General features: G+C 67.4%; 10 protein-coding genes and 1 pseudogene. 10 read left to right on the top strand and 1 reads right to left on the bottom strand.

Translation table 11 applies throughout. The annotated features are described in order from the left end of the window. Positions 1–561: 561 nt before the first annotated feature. From ROR02_RS05175 to ROR02_RS05160, 4 genes are all read left to right on the top strand, one after another. A complete protein-coding gene (locus tag ROR02_RS05175; RefSeq protein WP_147162951.1) occupies positions 562–2265 on the top strand; it encodes an N-acetylmuramoyl-L-alanine amidase in 1704 nt (567 codons plus the stop codon). Between the two features lie 142 nt (positions 2266–2407). Then, the gene (locus tag ROR02_RS05170) at positions 2408–4915 is read left to right on the top strand and encodes a penicillin-binding protein 1A (protein WP_147162950.1); all 2508 of its coding nucleotides are present in this window, start codon (positions 2408–2410) and stop codon (positions 4913–4915) included. Between the two features lie 170 nt (positions 4916–5085). After that, a protein-coding gene (gene prfB, locus ROR02_RS05165) for a peptide chain release factor 2 (protein WP_147162949.1) occupies positions 5086–6208 on the top strand; the annotation gives its coding sequence in 2 pieces (ribosomal slippage) (positions 5086–5154 and positions 5156–6208; 1122 coding nt in all). A gap of 308 nt (positions 6209–6516) precedes the next feature. After that, the gene (locus ROR02_RS05160; RefSeq protein ID WP_147162948.1) at positions 6517–6894 is read left to right on the top strand and encodes a hypothetical protein; all 378 of its coding nucleotides are present in this window, start codon (positions 6517–6519) and stop codon (positions 6892–6894) included. A gap of 70 nt (positions 6895–6964) precedes the next feature. Here ROR02_RS05160 and ROR02_RS05155 read toward each other — a convergent pair whose 3' ends face one another. Next, positions 6965–8314, bottom strand: coding sequence for a M48 family metalloprotease (locus ROR02_RS05155; RefSeq protein WP_246135411.1), 1350 nt, complete (start codon positions 8312–8314; stop codon positions 6965–6967). A 34-nt stretch (positions 8315–8348) separates the two neighbouring features. Between ROR02_RS05155 and ROR02_RS05150 the strand changes: the two genes are divergently transcribed. From ROR02_RS05150 to ROR02_RS05125, 6 genes and pseudogenes are all read left to right on the top strand, one after another. Next, a complete protein-coding gene (locus tag ROR02_RS05150; RefSeq protein WP_246135410.1) occupies positions 8349–9581 on the top strand; it encodes a gamma-glutamyltransferase in 1233 nt (410 codons plus the stop codon). Between the two features lie 88 nt (positions 9582–9669). Then, entirely contained in the window at positions 9670–10836 is a 1167-nt protein-coding gene (locus ROR02_RS05145; protein ID WP_147162945.1) for a pyridoxal phosphate-dependent aminotransferase, read from the top strand. 175 nt (positions 10837–11011) lie between these two features. After that, a complete protein-coding gene (locus ROR02_RS05140) occupies positions 11012–12748 on the top strand; it encodes a peptidase domain-containing ABC transporter (protein WP_170244970.1) in 1737 nt (578 codons plus the stop codon). 32 nt (positions 12749–12780) lie between these two features. Further along, a complete protein-coding gene (locus tag ROR02_RS05135; RefSeq protein WP_170244969.1) occupies positions 12781–15087 on the top strand; it encodes a peptidase domain-containing ABC transporter in 2307 nt (768 codons plus the stop codon). After that, entirely contained in the window at positions 15084–16511 is a 1428-nt protein-coding gene (locus ROR02_RS05130) for an HlyD family type I secretion periplasmic adaptor subunit (RefSeq protein ID WP_147162942.1), read from the top strand. Before ROR02_RS05135 ends, ROR02_RS05130 begins: the two co-directional genes overlap by 4 nt. Before the next feature lie 333 nt (positions 16512–16844). After that, positions 16845–18635 (top strand): annotated as a pseudogene (locus tag ROR02_RS05125) (hypothetical protein); the annotation flags it as partial.

Genomic DNA, 18635 nt, shown 5'->3' with positions numbered 1-18635 from the left:
TCGCCATTCCCGCTCAAGCGTTTCCTTCATCCGGCGCGGGGGGACCCGGCCGACATGAAACCTGTTTGTCAAAACCGCTTGACGGATCGGGACGGGGGCGCATCCTTGCCCATGGGGAAAGGAAAAGGCATCCCGAAGACTTCGGAGGGATGCCCCTCCGCGTGTCCTTTCAAAACACCCGCCCGGACCACCATCGTGTCTCCAGGCTCCCGCCGGGAAAGCGGCGGTAAACCACCCTCCCGGGGTACGCCCCGCCCCCCGGGCGGCGCCTGCCGATCCCGGGGGGACAAGACCCATCAACGGAATCTCGCCCTTAGGATACTGTTCCCCTCGCCGTTCCACAACCATCTTGTGCCAGAGTCGTCCGGAGGTCGGAAAAAAATCCGGAAAAGAGGGGGGAGGGAGACGGGGTGAAGAATGTTAAAATGTGTTAAATCATAGGGTAATGGGATTTTCTTGCATTGAAATCTTGATTGCGGGCTCCCTCTCCCCTATACCGGGGACAGGGGGCTATGATGGTGGGTGTTGGCGTCGACGAAGTGTCAGGTCGGGTGAACGGGGATGAGCGATCACAGGCGCACAGGAATTAGCCGCCGCGCGTTGTTGGGCAGCGCCCCGATCCTGGCGGCCGGGGTCTTGGTGCCCCGGGCGGCGCGGGCGGCGGTGCAGGCGACCGGCGTGCGGCTGGGCGATCACGGCGCGACAACCCGCGTGGTGATGGACCTCAGCGACCGGGTGGTCTGGCGGACCTTCGCGGTCGCCGATCCCCCGCGCCTGATCTTGGACCTCAGCGAAACCACCTTCCCTGCCTCCTTGCCACGCGGGGCGGGGGTGATCAAGGCCCTGCGCACCGGTCCGGGCGAGAGTGGCCTGTCGCGGGTCGTGATCGATCTCGCCCGCCCGGCCGTGGTCGACAAGGATTTTCTGCTTGAACCGCAGGGCGGTCACGGCTGGCGCCTGGTCTTGGACCTGACGGGGGTGGACCGGAACGCCTTCCTGGCCACCGTCGGGCGTGTCCCCGCGCCGGTGGTGCCGCAAACCCTGACTCCGGCGCCGTCGACCCGGGCCGCGTCGGCTCCGGTTTCCGCCGAGCCGGCCTCGGGCGGGCTCGCGTCCGCGTCGGGGGTTTTTCCCACTCCGAGCGCGCCGGCGGGCGCCGGGTCCGGCCCGGTGGCCCCGGTGGCCCCGATGGCGACGACGGGCCCCGTGGCCCCGATGGCGACGACGGGACCCGTGGATCTGCGCCCGCGTCGGGCGGCGGGGGCAACGGCGTCGATGGTTTCGTATGAACCGGCCTCGGACCCCACGCCCATCCCGGCGACCTACACGACAACCCCCGCGCCTCCGGCCGGGGTGTCCACGCCGCCCGCGTCGATGGCGCCCCCCGCGCCCGTTCCTCCGGCCGGGGCGCCGGCCGCCGCGAGCGGTGCCGGTTCCCCGTTCCCGGGGGGCGACGCCTCGCCCGTCGTCTCGCGCGAGGGGCCGGTGATGGTGCGCCTGGCCGATGGGCGCCGGGTGCCCGTGCCCGCTTCCAAGCCGCCCCGCACCCTGGCGGCCCAGCCGGGGCGCCGGCCGGTGATCGTGCTTGATCCCGGCCATGGCGGCCGCGATCCCGGGACCATCGCCCCCGATGGCCTGTACGAAAAGGAAATCACGCTGACCATGGCGCGCGAGCTGCGCAAGATGCTGGAGGAAACCGGGCGTTACCGGGTCGTGCTCACGCGCTCGAACGACACCGCCGTCCAGCTGCGCGAGCGGGTGGCCCTGGGGCGCCAGGCCGAGGGCGACCTGTTCATTTCGTTGCACGCCGACGCCATGCACGATCCTGGCGTGCGCGGTCTTTCGGTCTACACCCTTTCGGAAACCGCGTCCGACGCCGAGGCCGCCGCCCTGGCCGACCGCGAAAACAAGGCCGACATCCTGCTCAGCGCCGACTTGTCCCAGCAGTCGCCGGACGTGGCCACGATTCTGATCGACCTGGCCCAGCGCGCCACCATGAACAACTCGGCCCTGTTCGCCACCACCTTGCTGCGCAACCTGCCGGGCGACGTGCGCCGGCTGTACAAGCCCTTGCGATCGGCCGGTTTCGCGGTGCTCAAGGCCCCGGACGTGCCTTCGGTTCTGATCGAAATGGGGTTCTTGTCCAACGCCGCGGATGAAAAGCTCTTGCGCACCGTCGCCTACCGGTCCAAGCTGGCGCAAGCCATCACCCAAAGTATTGATGATTATGCCGTTCTTCAACAGCAACGGGCGTGGCGGCCCTGATCGGGGCCGTAACGCCCGTGATGATTCCGGGGACGGGCCTTCCCGGCCGCCCCGTGATGACCGACAGGCCCCCCGGGAGCGACCTTCCGCGCGGACGCGGGGGCGCTTCTTGTCCCTTTTTTTCAGACCCGGATCGCGGCCGATGATACGGATCGTCCTGTCCCTTGCCTTGCTTCTCCTGATCGGGGGGAGCGGCGGCCTGCTTGTCCTGGCCGACCGCTTCGGCGGGGATCTGCCCGATTACCGGGCCCTGGCCAAGTACGAGCCGCCCATCACCACCCGGGTCCTGGCCAGCGACGGCCGCCTGATGGCCGAATACGCCATCGAGCGGCGCGTGTACGTGCCGATCCAGGCCATTCCCCAATTCGTGATCAATGCCTTCCTCTCGGCCGAGGACAAGAATTTCTACGAACACTCGGGTGTCGATTTCGTGGGCCTGTTCCGCGCCGTTCTCACCAACCTGCGCAACGTGGGCTCGGGGCGCCGGCCGGTGGGGGCGTCCACCATCACCCAGCAGGTTGCCAAGAATTTCCTGCTGTCGAGCGAAGTCTCGATCGATCGCAAGATCAAGGAAGCCATCCTGGCTTTTCGAATCGAGCAGGCCTTTTCCAAGGAACGAATCCTGGAACTGTACCTGAACGAAATTTACCTCGGCCAGGGGTCCTACGGCGTCGCGGCCGCCGCCATGAACTATTTCAACAAGGGCCTTGATGAACTGACCGTGGCCGAGGCGGCGTTCCTGGCCGCCTTGCCCAAGGCGCCCAACAACTACAATCCGATCCGCCGGCCCGAGGCGGCGCGGGGACGGCGCGACTGGGTGTTGCAGCGCATGGCCGAGGATGGCCACATCACCGCCGCCCAGGCCGAGGAGGCCACCCGCGAGCCCCTGGAGGTTCATCCCCGCGACGAGGCGCAGTCGGTGCGTCACGGCGAGTTCTTCTCCGAGGAAGTCCGCCGCCAGCTTCAGGCCCGTTACGGCGAGGAAGCCCTGTACAAGGGCGGCATGTACGTGCGCACCACCCTTGACCCCCGGCTCCAGGACCTGGCCACCGATGCCCTGCGCCAGGGCCTGATCGATTACGACCGGCGCCACGGCTGGCGCGGCCCGGTCGCGACCTTGCCCGTGGGCACGGGCTGGAAGGACCTGCTCGGCGCCGTGGCGGTGCCGCCCGGGGTTCCCGACTCCTGGCGCCTTGCCGTGATCTTGCGCGTGGACGCCGGCGAGGCCCGCCTGGGCTTCACCGATGGCTATGGGGGCACCATCCCCATGGCGGAAATGAGCTGGGCGCGCCCCTGGCTTTCGGGCCAGCGGACCGGCGCCCAACCGCGCAAGCCCGCCGACGTGCTGAAGGTGGGCGATGTCGTCCTGGTCGAGGCGGTGAGCGCCAACGCCAAGGGCAAGGCCTATCCCAACGGCACCTTCGCCCTGCGCCAGATGCCCGATGTCGAGGGCGCCCTGGTCGCCATGGATCCCCACACCGGGCGCGTGCTGGCCATGGTGGGCGGCTTTTCCCGGGCGCGTTCCGAGTTCAACCGCGCGACCCAGGCCAAGCGCCAGCCCGGTTCCTCGTTCAAACCGTTCGTGTACCTGGCGGCGCTTGACCACGGCTACACCCCGGCGACCCTGATCTTGGACGCGCCCTTTGTGTACGACCCCGGTCCGGGGCAACCCCTGTGGCGCCCCAAGAACTACGGCGGCGAGTACTACGGGCCCACGACCTTGCGCATGGGCATCGAGAAATCGCGCAATCTCATGACCGTTCGCCTGGCCAACGCCGTGGGCATGGATGTCGTCGCCCAGTACGCCGAGAAGTTCGGGGTGGTGGAAACCATGCCCCGGGTGCTGGCCGCGTCGCTGGGCGCGGTGGAAACCACGGTCATGCACCTGACCACGGCCTATGCCATGCTGGTCAACGGCGGGCGGCGCATCGAACCCACCTTGATCGACCGCATCCAGAACCGGACCGGCGAAACCATCTATCGCCACGACAGCCGGCCGTGCGAGGGCTGCGTCGCCCCGGATCCGTCGGGGGGGATTCCCGCGATCACCGACAACCGCGAAGTCATGACCGATCCCCTGTCGGCGTATCAGATGGTCTCGATCCTGCAAGGCGTGGTCCAGCGGGGCACCGGCGCCCGGGTTCGCGCCGTGGGCAAGACGGTGGCGGGCAAGACCGGCACCTCGAACGACAGCCTGGATACCTGGTTCGTGGGCTTCTCGCCCGATCTGGTGTGTGGGGTCTTCGTGGGCTTCGACGAGCCGCGCACCCTGGGCGGACACGAGGCGGGGTCGACGGCGGCCGCGCCCATTTTCACCGACTTCATGAAAGGCGCGCTGGCCGACAAGCCGGACCTGCCCTTCCATGTGCCGTCGGGCATCAAGTTCGTGCGCATCGATCGCATGACCGGCCAGCGGGTGGGCCCGGGATCCGAGAACGCGATCCTGGAAGCCTTCAAGCCCGGCACCGAGCCGTCGGTGGCCTCGTCGTTCGTGATCGATGGCTCGGCCCCCGGCGCCTTGGGCGTGGATGGGACGGGCGCGTGGCCGGGAAGCCCGGATGGCACCGGAGCCCTGCCGCCGGGAGGCGAGGGTCCCGCCTGGAGCGGCTCGGGCAGCTCGGGGGCGCCCGCCGCCGGCGGCTTGTACTAAACCAAGGGATCACCCAAGGACCCTTCGGGGAGGAGAAACCTTCCCCGGGGGGTCATGCTCCCTTTTCCGTTCGGGAGGCCGTTCGGGTCTTCCGGTCGTTTTACTGGGTCGCCCCGGGCTCCCTTGGGGCCTGGGGCGCGCCGACCAGACAAGAAAGGCAACCCCGCGGCATGCGAGCGGAACATCAGGCCCTTGTTGACCGGATCAAGCAGGCGATGGACCTGCTGAGGAGGCATCTTTGACTGGGATAATGCCCTGCGTCGCCTCGACGAACTCGATGCCCTGACCGAGGATCCCAACCTGTGGAACAACGCCGCCAAGGCCCAGACCTTGATGCGCGAACGGACCCAGCTGCAAGATAGCATCGCCAACGTGCGCACGTTGGAAAGCACCATGGACGACGCCTTGACCCTGATCGAGCTGGGCGAGGCCGAGGACGATCCCGACACCATCGCCGAGGGCGAGGCCCAGTTGCAGGCCCTGAGCGCCAGGGCCCGCCAGATGGAGCTGGAAAGCCTGTTGTCGGGCGAGGCGGACGGCAACGACTGCTATTTGGAAGTCAACGCCGGCGCTGGCGGCACCGAGGCCCAGGACTGGGCCCAGATCCTGCTGCGCATGTATACCCGCTGGGCCGATGCCCACGGCTACAAGGTGGAATACCTGGAAGAGAGCGAGGGCGAGGAAGCCGGCATCAAGTCGTGCACCGTGCGCATCAGCGGCCGCAACGCCTATGGCTGGCTGAAGACGGAAAGCGGCGTTCACCGGTTGGTGCGCATTTCCCCCTACGACAGCTCGGCCCGGCGCCACACCAGCTTTTCCTCGGTTTGGGTGTTCCCGGTGGTGGATGACACCATCGACATCGTGATCGAGGAAAAGGACTGCCGCATCGACGTCTACCGCGCCTCGGGCGCCGGCGGCCAGCACGTGAACCGGACCGAATCGGCGGTGCGCATCACCCACCTGCCGACCAACATCGTCGTGCAGTGCCAGTCGGAGCGCTCGCAGCACCAGAACAAGGATAACTGCTGGAAGATGCTGCGCGCCCGTCTTTACGAGCGTGAGTTGCAGATTCGCGAGGCGGCGGCCCAGGCCCTGGAAGACACCAAGACCGATATCGGTTGGGGGCATCAGATCCGGTCGTATGTGCTGCAGCCCTACCAGATGGTCAAGGACCTGCGCACCCAGGTGGAAACCTCGGATACGCAAGGCGTTCTCGACGGCGACCTGGACCAGTTCATGGCGGCGTCGCTGGCGGCCCGTCTGAGCGGCGCCGACGAACGCGTCAAGAACTGATCCCTGTTCGGGGGCATCCGGCCTTTTCATCTTCTGGAAAGGCCGGATCCCGTATGCTTGACCCACCCGTTGGGGCGCGTTTCCGGGATGAGGACATCCGGGGCGTTCCAAGGGGGCCGGGCAGGGGGGCGCGGCGCGCGAACGGAACAATCGTTCCGGGAAACGCGGCTTTGTCCATGCCTGGGGGCTGTGCCAGCATGGCCGGCCGGATCCAAAGGAACGGCCCAGGACATCCCCGGGGTATCCAGGGGGGAAGGGCGCGGGCCGTGGACCGGACCCGGCCCTTGAGCAGGAAGGATCCTTCGGGCATGCCGATGGAGATGCGCCGCCTGGTTTTTCGCGACGCCGAGGTGAAGGACGCCATCGACACGCTTTTGCGCGCCGAGGGCCAGCGCCTGGAAGCCGAGGCCGAACGAGGAGGCTATTCCCGGGCCGGGCTTCCCGATCCCGAGGACGTGGTGCAGAGCTTTTCGGTCACTCACGACGATCCCCTGGAGCTGACCGCGATCATCGTGTCTCCGGGGGGGCGCACGACCTCGCGCCTTTTTCCCGCTTCCGAACTGATGTTCGTTTTGATCGGCTACTGCCGGTTGCAGCGTATTCCGGTGGCACGCACGGCCAACAAATCGGTGCGCCGGGCGGCGGGGGGCGGCATCGCCCTGGATCTGGTCTTGCGCAACTGGTAGCGCTTCCGGTCCTCCGGCCCCCCTTCGCGAAGGAAGAGGGGCCTGAAGGGGTCTTGGAAAAACACCGCTGTTATCGATCGTCGCGTTTTTGCTGGCGCTCGGCCTCGGCGATCAGGTCTTGCAGGCGCAGGCCCTCGGGCGTGCCCGGGGCAAGACGGGCCTGGGCGCGCTTGGCGTACTCCAAGGCGGCCTTGGGGTCGCCCTGGGCCAGGGCCATTTCCGCGAGGGCATAGGCGGCGCGGCCCTCGTCGCCCAGGCGTCCGTGAGCGTTGGCCAACTGGCGCCAGGCAAAGGGGAAGTCTGGCTCGATGCCCACGGCGGCCTTCGCCATGGTCCGCGCTTCCTCCAGCAACCGGGGCTCGCCCAGTTCGGTGTCCACATGGGCCAGTTCGGTGAGCAGCAAGGGTTCGGTGGGCGCGAGGCGGGCGGCCTCGGCATAGGAAAGCCGGGCCTCGGGCAGGCGCTGGTGCTCGAACAGCATCTGCGCGCGCATTTCGTGGAACCAGGGATCGCGCGGGAACTCGGCGATCAGGGCATCGATCAGGGGAAGCGCCTGCGTCAGGTCGGAGCGCCGGTAGTGGGCGATGGCCCGGGCGTAGCGCCCCGCCACCGACGTGTCGCTGGCCGGGTAGGTGGCCAAGGTGGTGGACGGCGGACGCAAAAAGGCAAACAGCTTGGCCTTCAGGCGCGCGAAGGCGGCCACGTCCTCGGGCGCGGGCGGCTTGTTGGCCAGGGGGGACTGGGCCAGATGGGCGGCCAGCGCGTCCATGCGTTCCGAGGTGAGGGGGTGCGTGCGGTTGTAGGCGTCCTGCGACGAGGACATCAGGGCTTCCTGGTCCTTGAGGACGTTGAAGAACCGCAGCATCCCGGCCGTTGACTGCCCGGTGGCGTCCAGGGCCCGCATGGCGAAGGCATCGGCCGAGTTTTCCTGCAGGCGGGTGAACGACAGCAGGTCGCGGTTCGCCATCTGCGCCGCGCCCAGGGCCACGGCGCCCCCCACGTCGGCCCGCCCGGCGGCGACGCCGGCCGCCGCCCCGGCAAGCGCGCCGACCAGGGTGGACAGGGTCGACTGGCCCACCTGGTCGCGCAGGCGCAACAGGTGGCCGCCGGCCAGGTGGCCGATTTCGTGGGCGATCACGCCCTTGATCTCGTCGGGGCCATCCGCGCGCAGCAGAAGGCCGGAGTTGATGAAAATCCTTGATTCGGTCGTGGCGAACGCGTTGACGGCGTCGTCATTCAGAACCCGAATGGTGACGGCCCGCTCGCCGAATCCTCCGACCCGCAGCAGTGGCGCGGAGAAGGTGGCGATGGTACGTTCGATTTCCGCGTCTCGAATCAAGGACAGGCTGCGCGCCTGGACCAGACCAGGCGCCAGGGCCGCAAGGCAGGCAACAAGACAAACGACGGCAAGCGTGCGCATGGAAGCCACCATGACGGTGAAAAGGAAAGGTGCTGTGAGCAAGGGTAGGGAGCGGGGTCGCGGGCGTCAATCGGCGCCGGGCTTTTGGACCTTGGGGCTGGGAACCGTCCTCGCGCTGACGCTCGCGGCGTGCGCGGATTCCCGTCCCCCCGGGGTGATCGGCCATGTCGAGGGGTTCGCGGGCGTGATCGCCGCCGACGAGCCGCAAGCGGTGCTGGTGGCCCGCGATATCCTGTCGGCCGGAGGCACGGCGGCCGATGCCGCCACCGGCCTTGCCTTCACCTTGGCGGTGACGCTGCCGTCGTCGGCGGGCCTGGGCGGGGGGGGCGTGTGCCTCGCCTACGATCCCAAGACCAATGTCGCCGAAACCCTGGATTTCCGCGCGACGCCGGCCGGCGCGCGGGGAGCGGCGGGCGGCGTGGCCGTGCCGGCGCTGGCGCGCGGGCTTTTCGCCCTGCAAGCCCGTTTCGGGACCTTGCGCTGGGAAAGCGTGGTGGCGCCGGCCGAGAACCTGGCGCGTTTCGGGTTCCCGGTGCCGCGCGCCCTGGTCCAGCGTCTGGGCGGCGCGCGCGCGCCGGGGTTGCCGGCCGGCGTGGTCGAAGGGCAGGTCGTTGCCCTGCCGGCCCTGGCCGCGACCCTGGGGCGGGTGCGCCAGCGAGGCGCCGGCGATCTGCATGACGGCATGCTGGCCCGCGACGTGGTCCGGGCAGCCGGCGCGGCGGGCTTTGGCCTGACCCTGGACGACCTGCGCGCCCAGGTGCCGGCGTGGCGCCCGGCCAGCGACGCGCCCGCGGGCTACGAGACCAGCCACCGGGCCGTGTTCGGCGAGGGGGCGGGAAGCGCCTCGGATCGCGCCGGCACCAGCTTCGTGGTCGCCGACCGCCATGGCGCGGCGGTGGCGTGCGCCTTGACCATGGGGCAACCGTTTGGCACCGGCACCATGCTGAGCGACCTGGGGCTGGTGCTGGCCGCGCCGGTGGAAACCGGGCTGGCCACGATGCTGGTCACCAATCACCATTCCCACGAGTTCCATCTGGCGGTCGCGGCCACCGGGCCCGGGGCCGGCCGGGCGCTGGATGCCCTGCTCGGGCCCTTGACCCAGGGCCGGGCCGATCCCGAAGCGGTGCTTGGCTCCGAAGCCGGCCGGACCGACGGCGCGCGGGTCAACGTGGGCTCGTGCCCCGGCGGCATCCCGCCCCGGCCCGAAACCTGCCGCGCCGCCACCGATCCGCGCGGGGCCGGCTATGCCCTGCGCTCGGGCACCTGACGCGAAGGGGGCCGAGGCTCTCCTTGTTTGGGCGCACACCCCTTGAGCGGGTGCCCGCCGTTTTGTCCTGATTGGGTTGGAAGCCATCATGTCGCTTAAGGTTGCCCGTCGCGGGCAGATTCCGCCGTTCATCGTCATGGATGTGATGCAGGCCGCCGCCCGGCGCGAGGCCTCGGGGGCCTCGGCCCTGCACCTGGAGGTCGGGCAGCCGTCAAGTGGCCTGCCTCCGGCGGCCCGCGAGGAGCTGGCGGCCCTTCTGAAGGGCGAGGATGCCCTGGGCTACACGGTGGCGCTGGGCCTCGATGCCCTGCGCCAGGGCATTGCCACCCATTACCGCGAGACCCAGGGCGTGGACGTTGATCCGGCCCGCATCGCCGTGACCACGGGCTCGTCGGGGGCTTTCGTGCTCGCGTTCCTGGCCGCCTTCGAGGCCGGCGATCGGGTGGGCGTGCTGGCGCCGGGGTATCCCGCCTACCGCCACATCCTGCGGGCCCTGGGCTGCGAGCCCGTGACCGTGCGGGTGGGGCCCGAAACCCGCTACCAGCCCACGCCCGAGCTGCTCGACAGCCTGCCCGAGCCGCTCGACGGGCTGATCGTGGCCAGTCCCGCCAACCCCACCGGCACCGTTTTGGGGGGCGAGGCGCTCCGCGAGCTGGTCGAGGCCTGTGGCGCGCGTGGCATCCGGCTGATTTCCGACGAGATCTACCACGGCATCACCTACGAAACCCCGGCGGTGACGGCGGCGGGGATGGCCGATCATCCGATCATCGTGAACAGCTTTTCCAAGTATTTTTGCATGACGGGCTGGCGCCTGGGCTGGCTGGTGCTGCCGCCCGAGCTGGTGCGTCCGGTGGAATGCCTGGCCCAGAACCTGTTCATCAGCCCGCCCGCCTTGTCGCAGCACGCGGGCGTGATCGCGCTGCGCCATCGCGAGGCCTTCGACGCCAACATCCGCCGCTACGCCCGCAACCGCGACCTTTTGCTGGCGGAACTGCCCCGGATGGGGCTTCCTCACTTCGCGCCGCCGGACGGCGCCTTTTACCTGTACGTGGACGTGGGCACCCTGACCACCGACAGCGTGGCCTTCTGCGCGCGTTTGCTGGAGGAAACCGGGGTGGCCGCGACTCCGGGCCTGGACTTCGACGAGGAGCAGGGGCGCGCCTGGGTCCGGTTTAGTTTTTGTGGCGAAACCGAGACGATTCTTCAGGCGATTGACCGGCTGAAACGATGGATCGGTCCGCGCCAGGTGCCTTGAACCTGTTTGGAGTGGCTCTCGTCTCTTGGGAACCGGCCTTTCGGGGGTTACGCAAACGCTCTCCCCCGGGCCTGGCGTCATGTCCCTTGTGAGGGGGCGATACTTTTGCGATAACGAAACGAAGAAGACGGGAAGACCCCGCATACTTTGGTTGATTCAAGCGGGAGCATTGAACGTGGGGCGGGCAAAAGACGCAACGCAAGAGGATGTCAAGGCCTTGTCGGCGCTGCCCCAGGCATCGCCCGACCTGATGATCACATCCTTTTTCCTGAATCTCCTCTCCCTGGCCCTGCCGGTCGCCCTTTTGCAGGTGTATGACCGGATCGTTCCCAACTCCAGCATGCAGACGCTGGCGCTTCTGGTGATCGGGGTTCTCACGGCCCTGGCCCTGGAGGCGCTTTTGCGCATTGGCCGGTCGTATGCCACCGGGTGGGAGGGGGCCCGTTTCGAGCACCGCATGGGCAACGCCTCGTTTGCCTGCCTGCTGGGGGCCGACCTGATGGCCGTGCAGCGCAAGGGTTCGGGCGTGCTGCTTGAGGAAATGTCCGCCCTTAAATCGGTCAAGGAGTACTATGGCGGACAGGCGGCGACCTCGCTTCTGGATCTGCCTTTCGTGTTCATCTACCTCGGGGTGACGTGGTTCCTGGGAGGACCGATTGTCCTGGTGCCGCTTGGCATGCTGGTGATTTTCGCGCTGGTCGCGGTGCGTTCGGGCATCAGGCTGCGCAAGGCGATCGAGGATCACCAGACCAGCAATGACCGGAAGCTGAATTTCATCATCGAAGTGTTGAGCAACATTCACGCGACCAAGGCCATGGCCATGGAAAGCCTGATGATGCGTCGCTTCGAGCGTTTGCAGGAATCGTGCGCCACGGCGAGCTTCGCGGTCGCCGAACGCAACGCCATTTCCATTGCCCAGGGGGCGTTTTTCTCGCAGTTGACCATGGTGCTGGTCAGTACCTACGGGGCGCTTCTGGTGATGGACAATCGCCTGACCATTGGCCAGCTGGCGGCGTGCACCTTGCTGTCGGGGCGCTCGCTGCAGCCGCTGCAGCGGGTCGCCGGCCTGTGGACCCGGTTCCAGACCATTCACATCGGCCGCGAACGGTTGCGCCGGATCCTCTCGTTGCCGGTCGACGCCGCCGAGACCCTGCCGCCGTTGCCCGAGCTTAGGGGCCACGTGGTGCTGGAGCAGGCCCATTTCACCTATGGCGGCGAGGATCAGGAAGTGGTGCGGGGCATTGATCTTGAGATCAGGCCCGGTGAGTGCATCGGCATCGTGGGCGCGAACGGCAGCGGCAAGACCACGCTTTTGTCGCTGATCAACGGCACCTTGCGCCCCACCCGGGGGCGGGTCACCCTGGATGGCCTTGATCTGCGCGCCTATCAGCCCTCTTCGTACAAGGAGCAGATCGGCACGCTGCCCCAGGACGGGCAGCTGTTCAAGGGATCCATCCTTGAGAACATCACGATGTTCGATCCCGATCGCCGCGAGAGGGCCTTGCAGGTTGCCGACGACCTGGGGTTGACCGATGTGGTCGCCGCCCTGCCCATGGGATTTGAAACCATGGTTGGCGATGGCGCCTACGATACCCTGCCCACCGGCTTGCGCCAGCGGCTTGCCATCGCGCGGGCCTTGCTGCATGAACCCCGCGTGATCTTGTTCGACGAGGCGAATTCGTCGGTGGACAGCGTGGGCGATACCTACCTGCGGGCCGCCTTGGAGCGGCTCAAGGGACGATGCACCATGGTGGTCGTCAGTCAGCGGCCGTCGCTCCTGCGCATGACCGACCGGGTCTATCAGCTTTCGATGGGCACCCTGGTCGAGCGCGTCGAGGGCGCCGAAGCCCCGGCGGGGGGACCGGCCGGGTTCGGGGCCCGCCGGGCCCAGCCGTTGCGCCGGTTGATCTGAACGAGACCCGTGACAAGGGGAGTAGCACCCTGATGGAAGCCACGCTGGCGGCCAAGGCCCAGGAACGCATGGATGACGAGGCGGCTCGGACCGTGCGCGAGCTGCTGGCGGCCCAGGGGTTGGAAGGGGACACCCCCTTGGGTCGGGAACTGGCCCAGGCGCGTCCCACCGGCCCGTCGTGGGGAGCCCCTCCGCGCGAACTGGGCATTTCCGATGCCGCGATCACCGCCGGAACCCTGGGCGGCTTTCGCGCCAAATCCGATCTGGCGGCATGCCTGCTGCCCTTGCTGCGCGCCTTGAAGTGGGCGGGCAACCCCCGGCAGATCGCCGAGGCCCTGCCGCATTTCGCCGACACCCTCGACATCACCGGCTTGCGCAACACCATGGCGCAACTGGGTTATCGCAGCGATCTCTTCCGGACGCGGGCGTGCGACATCGACCCGCGCCTGATGCCGGCCCTGTTCCTGCCCGATAGCGGACCGGCCTTTGTCGCCTTGTCGGTGCGCGAGCGCGAGGGCGAGCCGGTCATGGTCGTGTACCGGTCGGGAACGGAAAATTACGCCACGGTTCGCATGCCCCGGGTCATGGGCGAGGCCTATGTTTTCTCGCCCATCGACACCGAGGAAATCGCCCAGGTCAACCGGCAGCAAGGCTGGTTCAAGGCCACCATTACCCGCTTCCGGCCGGTCATCTGGCAACTGTTCGCGACTTCGTTGCTGAGCAACGTTCTTGCCCTGGCGATGCCCATGTTCGTGATGGCGGTCTATGACACGGTTATCGCGACCGGGTCGGTGTCCGCCCTGGGCTATCTGCTGGCCGGGGTTTTGCTCGCGGTCTTCTTTGATCACCTGCTGCGTGACGTGCGCGCGCGCATGATCGCCTATGTGGGCGCCCGTCTCGATAACATCGTGGGCAACGCGATTTTCGAGCGGATCTTGTGCCTGCCGCCATCCTATACCGAGCGCGCGACCCTGGGGTCCCAGGTCGCGCGCATCAAGAATTTCGACACGGTGCGTGACTTCTTCACCGGATCCCTGGCGACCGTCGCGCTTGAACTGCCGTTCATGCTTCTTTACCTGGGCGTTATTTTCTGGCTGGGGGGAACCTTGGTTTTGATTCCCCTGCTTTCGCTGGGAATTTTCGCCTTCATTGGCTTTATCATGTTTGGCCGGATCCGGGCCCAGGTCAGCTACGCGTCGCGGGTCGAGGCGCGGCGCCAGGAATTCCTGGTCGAGACGGTTTCCAAGATGCGGGCCCTCAAGGTGACGGGCGCCGAAGCCACCTGGCGGCGGCGCTATCGCGAGATGTCGGCCCGTTCGACCATGGCGAACTTCCATGCCGCGCTGTTGTCGTCGACCGCCGGCACCTTGTCGCACGTGACCGTGATCGGCACGGGCCTGGGCACCATCACGTTTGGCGTGACCCGCATCTTGTCGGGCGACATGACCGTGGGCGCGCTCATCGCCTCGATGATGCTGGTCTGGCGGGTGCTGGGGCCGCTGCAAAACGGGTTCCTGGCCCTGACCCAGGTGGAGCAGGTGCGCTCGGCCATCCGCAACATTGACGGCCTGATGGGCCTCAAGCCCGAGCGCGAGCCCTCGGCCACGGTCAAGACCCAGACCCGCTTCAAGGGCAAGATCACCTTTTCGCGCGTGTCGCACCGCTATTCCAGCGAGGCCGACCCGGCCCTGGTCGGCGTGACCTTCGAGGCCCAGCCGGGCGAGGTCGTGGCGGTGGTCGGGCCCAATGGCGCGGGCAAGTCCACGGTGCTCAAGCTGATCTTGGGCATGTATCACCCGCAGGCCGGCAACGTGCGGATCGACAACATCGATATCCGCCAGATCGAGCCCCTGGAACTGCGCCAGTCCATTGGCTACGTGCCCCAGACCCCGGCCCTGTTCCATGGCACGGTAGCCCAGAACCTGCGCCTGGCCGCGCCAACCGCGACCGACGACGATATCCTTTGGGCCTGCGACCAGGCCGACTGCCTGAAGGAAATCGAGGCCCTGCCCGAGGGGATCAACACCCGGGTGGGCGATGGGGCGCGCGAACGCCTGTCGGCCAGCCTGGTGCAGCGCCTGTGCCTGGCGCGGGCCTACGTGCAGCGCTCTCCGATCATGCTGTTCGATGAACCGGTGAACGGTCTCGACTTCGCGGGCGACCGCGCCTTCATGAAAACGGTGGAAGCCATGCGCGGCCACGCCACCGTGTTCCTGGTCACCCATCGCCCCAGCCATCTGCGCCTGGCCGACCAGATCGTGGTGCTGGAGGACGGGTATCTGCGTCTGGCTGGCCCCACCGACCAGGTGCGCGACAAGATTCCGCAGGAGATGCTATGACCGCGCCTTCTTCCGATCTGACACCCGTGTCCGCCGGGGGCCCGGCCGGGCCTTTCGTGGCGGGAACGGCTTCTCACGCGTCGACCTCGGCCGCCGGCCGGTCCCGGGTCAGCAAGGGAAGCCGCCAGACCCGCTATCTCGGGCAATCGGTGATGCTGGAGGAGGCGGGCATGTCCCGCTACGTCCGGCTTGCCATGATCACCGCCGCCGGGGTGGTCACCGCCTTCCTGGTCTGGGCCTCGCTGACTCATCTGGAAGAGGTGTCCATTGCCTTTGGCCAGGTGGCGCCCAGTGGGTCGGTGCGGGTGGTGCAGCATCTGGAAGGGGGGATCGTCCAGGAGATTTCGGTGGACGAGGGCCAGCTGGTCAAGGATGGCGAGATCTTGCTGAAAATGAGCCCGGACGCGGCCTTGTCCGAGCTTCAGACCATGCGGGCGCGTTTTGCCGCCCTGTCGCTGCAAGCCGAGCGGCTGCGGGCCTTCGGGGCCGGGCGCGAGCCGGACTTTTCGTTCCTGAGCGATGAGTACAAGGCGCTCAAGGACGACCAGATGTCGATTTTCCGTACCCAGGTGGCCAACCGCGAGACCTCGCGCGCCGTTCTGGTCGACCAGATCCGCCAGAAGCGCGAGTCCCTTACCCTCCTCGACGAGCAGGAACACGCGCTGAATGAACAGCTGAGCCTGGTGGGCGAGGAACTGGGCATGCGCGAAGAGCTGATGCGCAAGGGGCTCACCTCGCGCGTCACGCTGCTTGATACCCGACGCACCGCCGCCTCGGTCAAGGGGGACATCGTGCAGGTGCTGGGCAACAAGCGCTCGGTGATGCAGGAAATCGCCGAGATCAACAGCCGCCTTGGCGATCTTGACGCCACCTTGCGCCAGGAGGCCCTCAAGGAAATGGGGGCGGTTACCTCGGAACTGGCCCAGGTGCGCGAAGCCATGAGCAAGGCCCAGGACCGGGTGGCCCGCCTTGAAGTCCGCGCGCCCGTTTCGGGCTACGTGCAGGACATGAAGGTGAAAACGGTGGGCGCCGTGGTGCCGGCCGGGGGGATTATCCTCAATATCGTGCCGGTCGAGGAGAACCTGCGCGTCGAGGCCCGCATCCAGACCCGGGATATCGGCCACGTGGCGGTCGGCCAGCCGGTCAAGGTCAAGGTGACCAGTTATGATTTCTCGCGCTATGGCTATGTGACGGGCAAGCTAACCGCCGTCTCGGCCACGACCTTCGTGGATGAAGATAACAACCCCTATTACAAAGGGTTTGTCAGCCTCGATAAGGATTATGTGGGCACGGACCCGGAACGCAATCCAGTCTTGCCCGGCATGACGGTGCAGGCCGATATCATCACGGGCGATAAAACCTTGCTGCAATATTTGCTCAAGCCGGTTTATCGCAACATCGAGACAGCGTTCCACGAACGCTAATCCGCTCTGTTTTACCGTTCCATGACGTTTCACGCCCGCCCTTTCTGGGGCGGGCGTTTCGATTCCCGGCCTTCGGGCGCGGAACGTCGTCAGACCGCCCTTATGCCCGAAGTCATATAACGAGAAGGGAGCGATGGGATTGTATTGTTAATCAAAGGGTTATGGGAGAAGCAAGCGGTGGTTGCCCCCCTCCCATAGGTCCACATGGCAATCGCGTCAAAAGCGGCCTATTCCTTGGAATAAGCGCCTGACGCAGGCAAAGGGTGGAGTCTCGGCTCTGTCCGTCAAGGGGTCCGGGGGCATCCGGACGGTCAGCAGAATGGGAATGGCACCATGGCTAGCGATACCACTACCCCGACGCCGCCGGAAATGGACGACGAGATGGACGAAGCCGGGTCCCAGAACCAGGACGCGGTGAACAACGATCTTCTGATGATGTCGGACGTGCAGGACAACACCCTGCGCGACGAGGACGACGAGGACCTGGCCGACGTCCATCCGGAAGACACCGAAAACCTGATGGTCTACGGGGCGTTCCATCAGGGCAGCTCGGTCCCTGACGAAAATGTCCGCGAAGGCGAAGCAGTCGGTGGCGCCCAGACGGTGGAAGGCGAGGTGGTGGTGCCGCCCTCTCGCGAGATCCCGCGCGAGGAAACGCCCCCTGTCGATCCGACCGATCCGACCATCCGTCGCTTCGAAGGCGAAAACGAAATCGCGCCAACCCGCTCCGGCGGCTTTGTCTCCCCCGAGTACCCGGAACCCGAGGCGGGTGTTCCCTCGGGCGAGCCCGAGTTGCCCGAGGGTCCGGCGGGAGAAACGGCGGGCGACACGGAAAACCAGGCCCCTCCGGCTCCCGGAACGCCCAACGCTCCCGCCCAGGCGGCCGGGGCAGCGGGCGCGCCTGCCGATGTGGGCGGTACCGGTGGCGTGGGCGAGGGAGAGGGCCAGGTTCCGGTCGAGGAAGACAATACCGAAACCACCGATACAGAACCCAGTCCCGAGTCCTCTCCCACCGAGGGGACAGGGCCGGCGGAAAACACGTCCCCACCCTCGACCGGCTTCGATCCCACCACGGGCGTTGATGTTCCGGGCGGTGACGGCGGTCCGGACACCCCCGAGGTACCGCGCGACCCGACCGATACCGGCGGCGCGGCGCAGGCCGCTCCCACCAGCGTGTCGGGCGAGGGCGGAGGCCACGAGGATCAGGCGATCGCGCTGGATGTCTCGGTCGAGGGCGTGCTTCCCTCCGTTTTCGTGATTTCCGGCGTGCCGGCGGGGGCTACTCTCTCGGCGGGCGAGGACATGGGCGGCGGGGTCTGGCGTGTCCTGCCCCAGGACATGGAGGGGCTGACCCTCACGCCCGCGGCCAACAGCGCCGATGACTTTGATCTCACCATCCAGGTGGAAGGGTCCAACTCGCTTGGTGATCCGGTGACGGTCACCAGCACCATGACGATCGAAGTCCTGGCGGTGGCCGATGGCGTGACCCTGACGGCCACGAGCGGAACGGCCGAGGCCGGGGCGGCGACGCCTCCCCCGGCGGGCACCGACGAGGCCGACACGCTGGCGGGAACCGGCCACGCGGATACGATCGTGGCCGGTGCCGGCGACGACGTGGTTCATGGGGGCGCCGGGGATGATGTCATCACGGCGGGCGATGGCGCCGATACGGTGTATGGCGGCGATGGCGACGACACCGTGGCGGGGGGCGCCGGCGACGATGTGCTGCATGGTGATGGCGAGGCCAGCGGCTACACGGTGCCCTTGTCGTTGTCGAGCACGCTGATTGATCAGGATGGCTCGGAATCGCAAACGATCGTGATTTCGGGTCTGCCGGACGGCGTCACCTTGTCCGTCGGCACCGATCTGGGAGACGGGCGCTGGGCTGTTCCGCTCAGTGATGCCCAGGACGCCCTGTACACGGACGGCAGCCTGTTCTTGTCGGTGCCCACGGGAACGGCGCCGACCTTCGACCTGACCGTCGAGGTCACGACCACCGACATCGATGCCGACAACCCGGACTACACCAGCACCGAGGCGGGGCTGGAAACCACCCGGACCCAAAGCACGACCCTGACGGTGACCCTGCCCGACGCGGCGCCGGGGAATGATGTTCTCGACGGT

This window comes from Pararhodospirillum oryzae, from assembly GCF_007992075.1.
Lineage (GTDB): Bacteria > Pseudomonadota > Alphaproteobacteria > Rhodospirillales > Rhodospirillaceae > Pararhodospirillum > Pararhodospirillum oryzae.
Note: the sequence above shows the minus strand (reverse complement) of the source record. Positions and strands in the feature narration are given on the sequence as shown.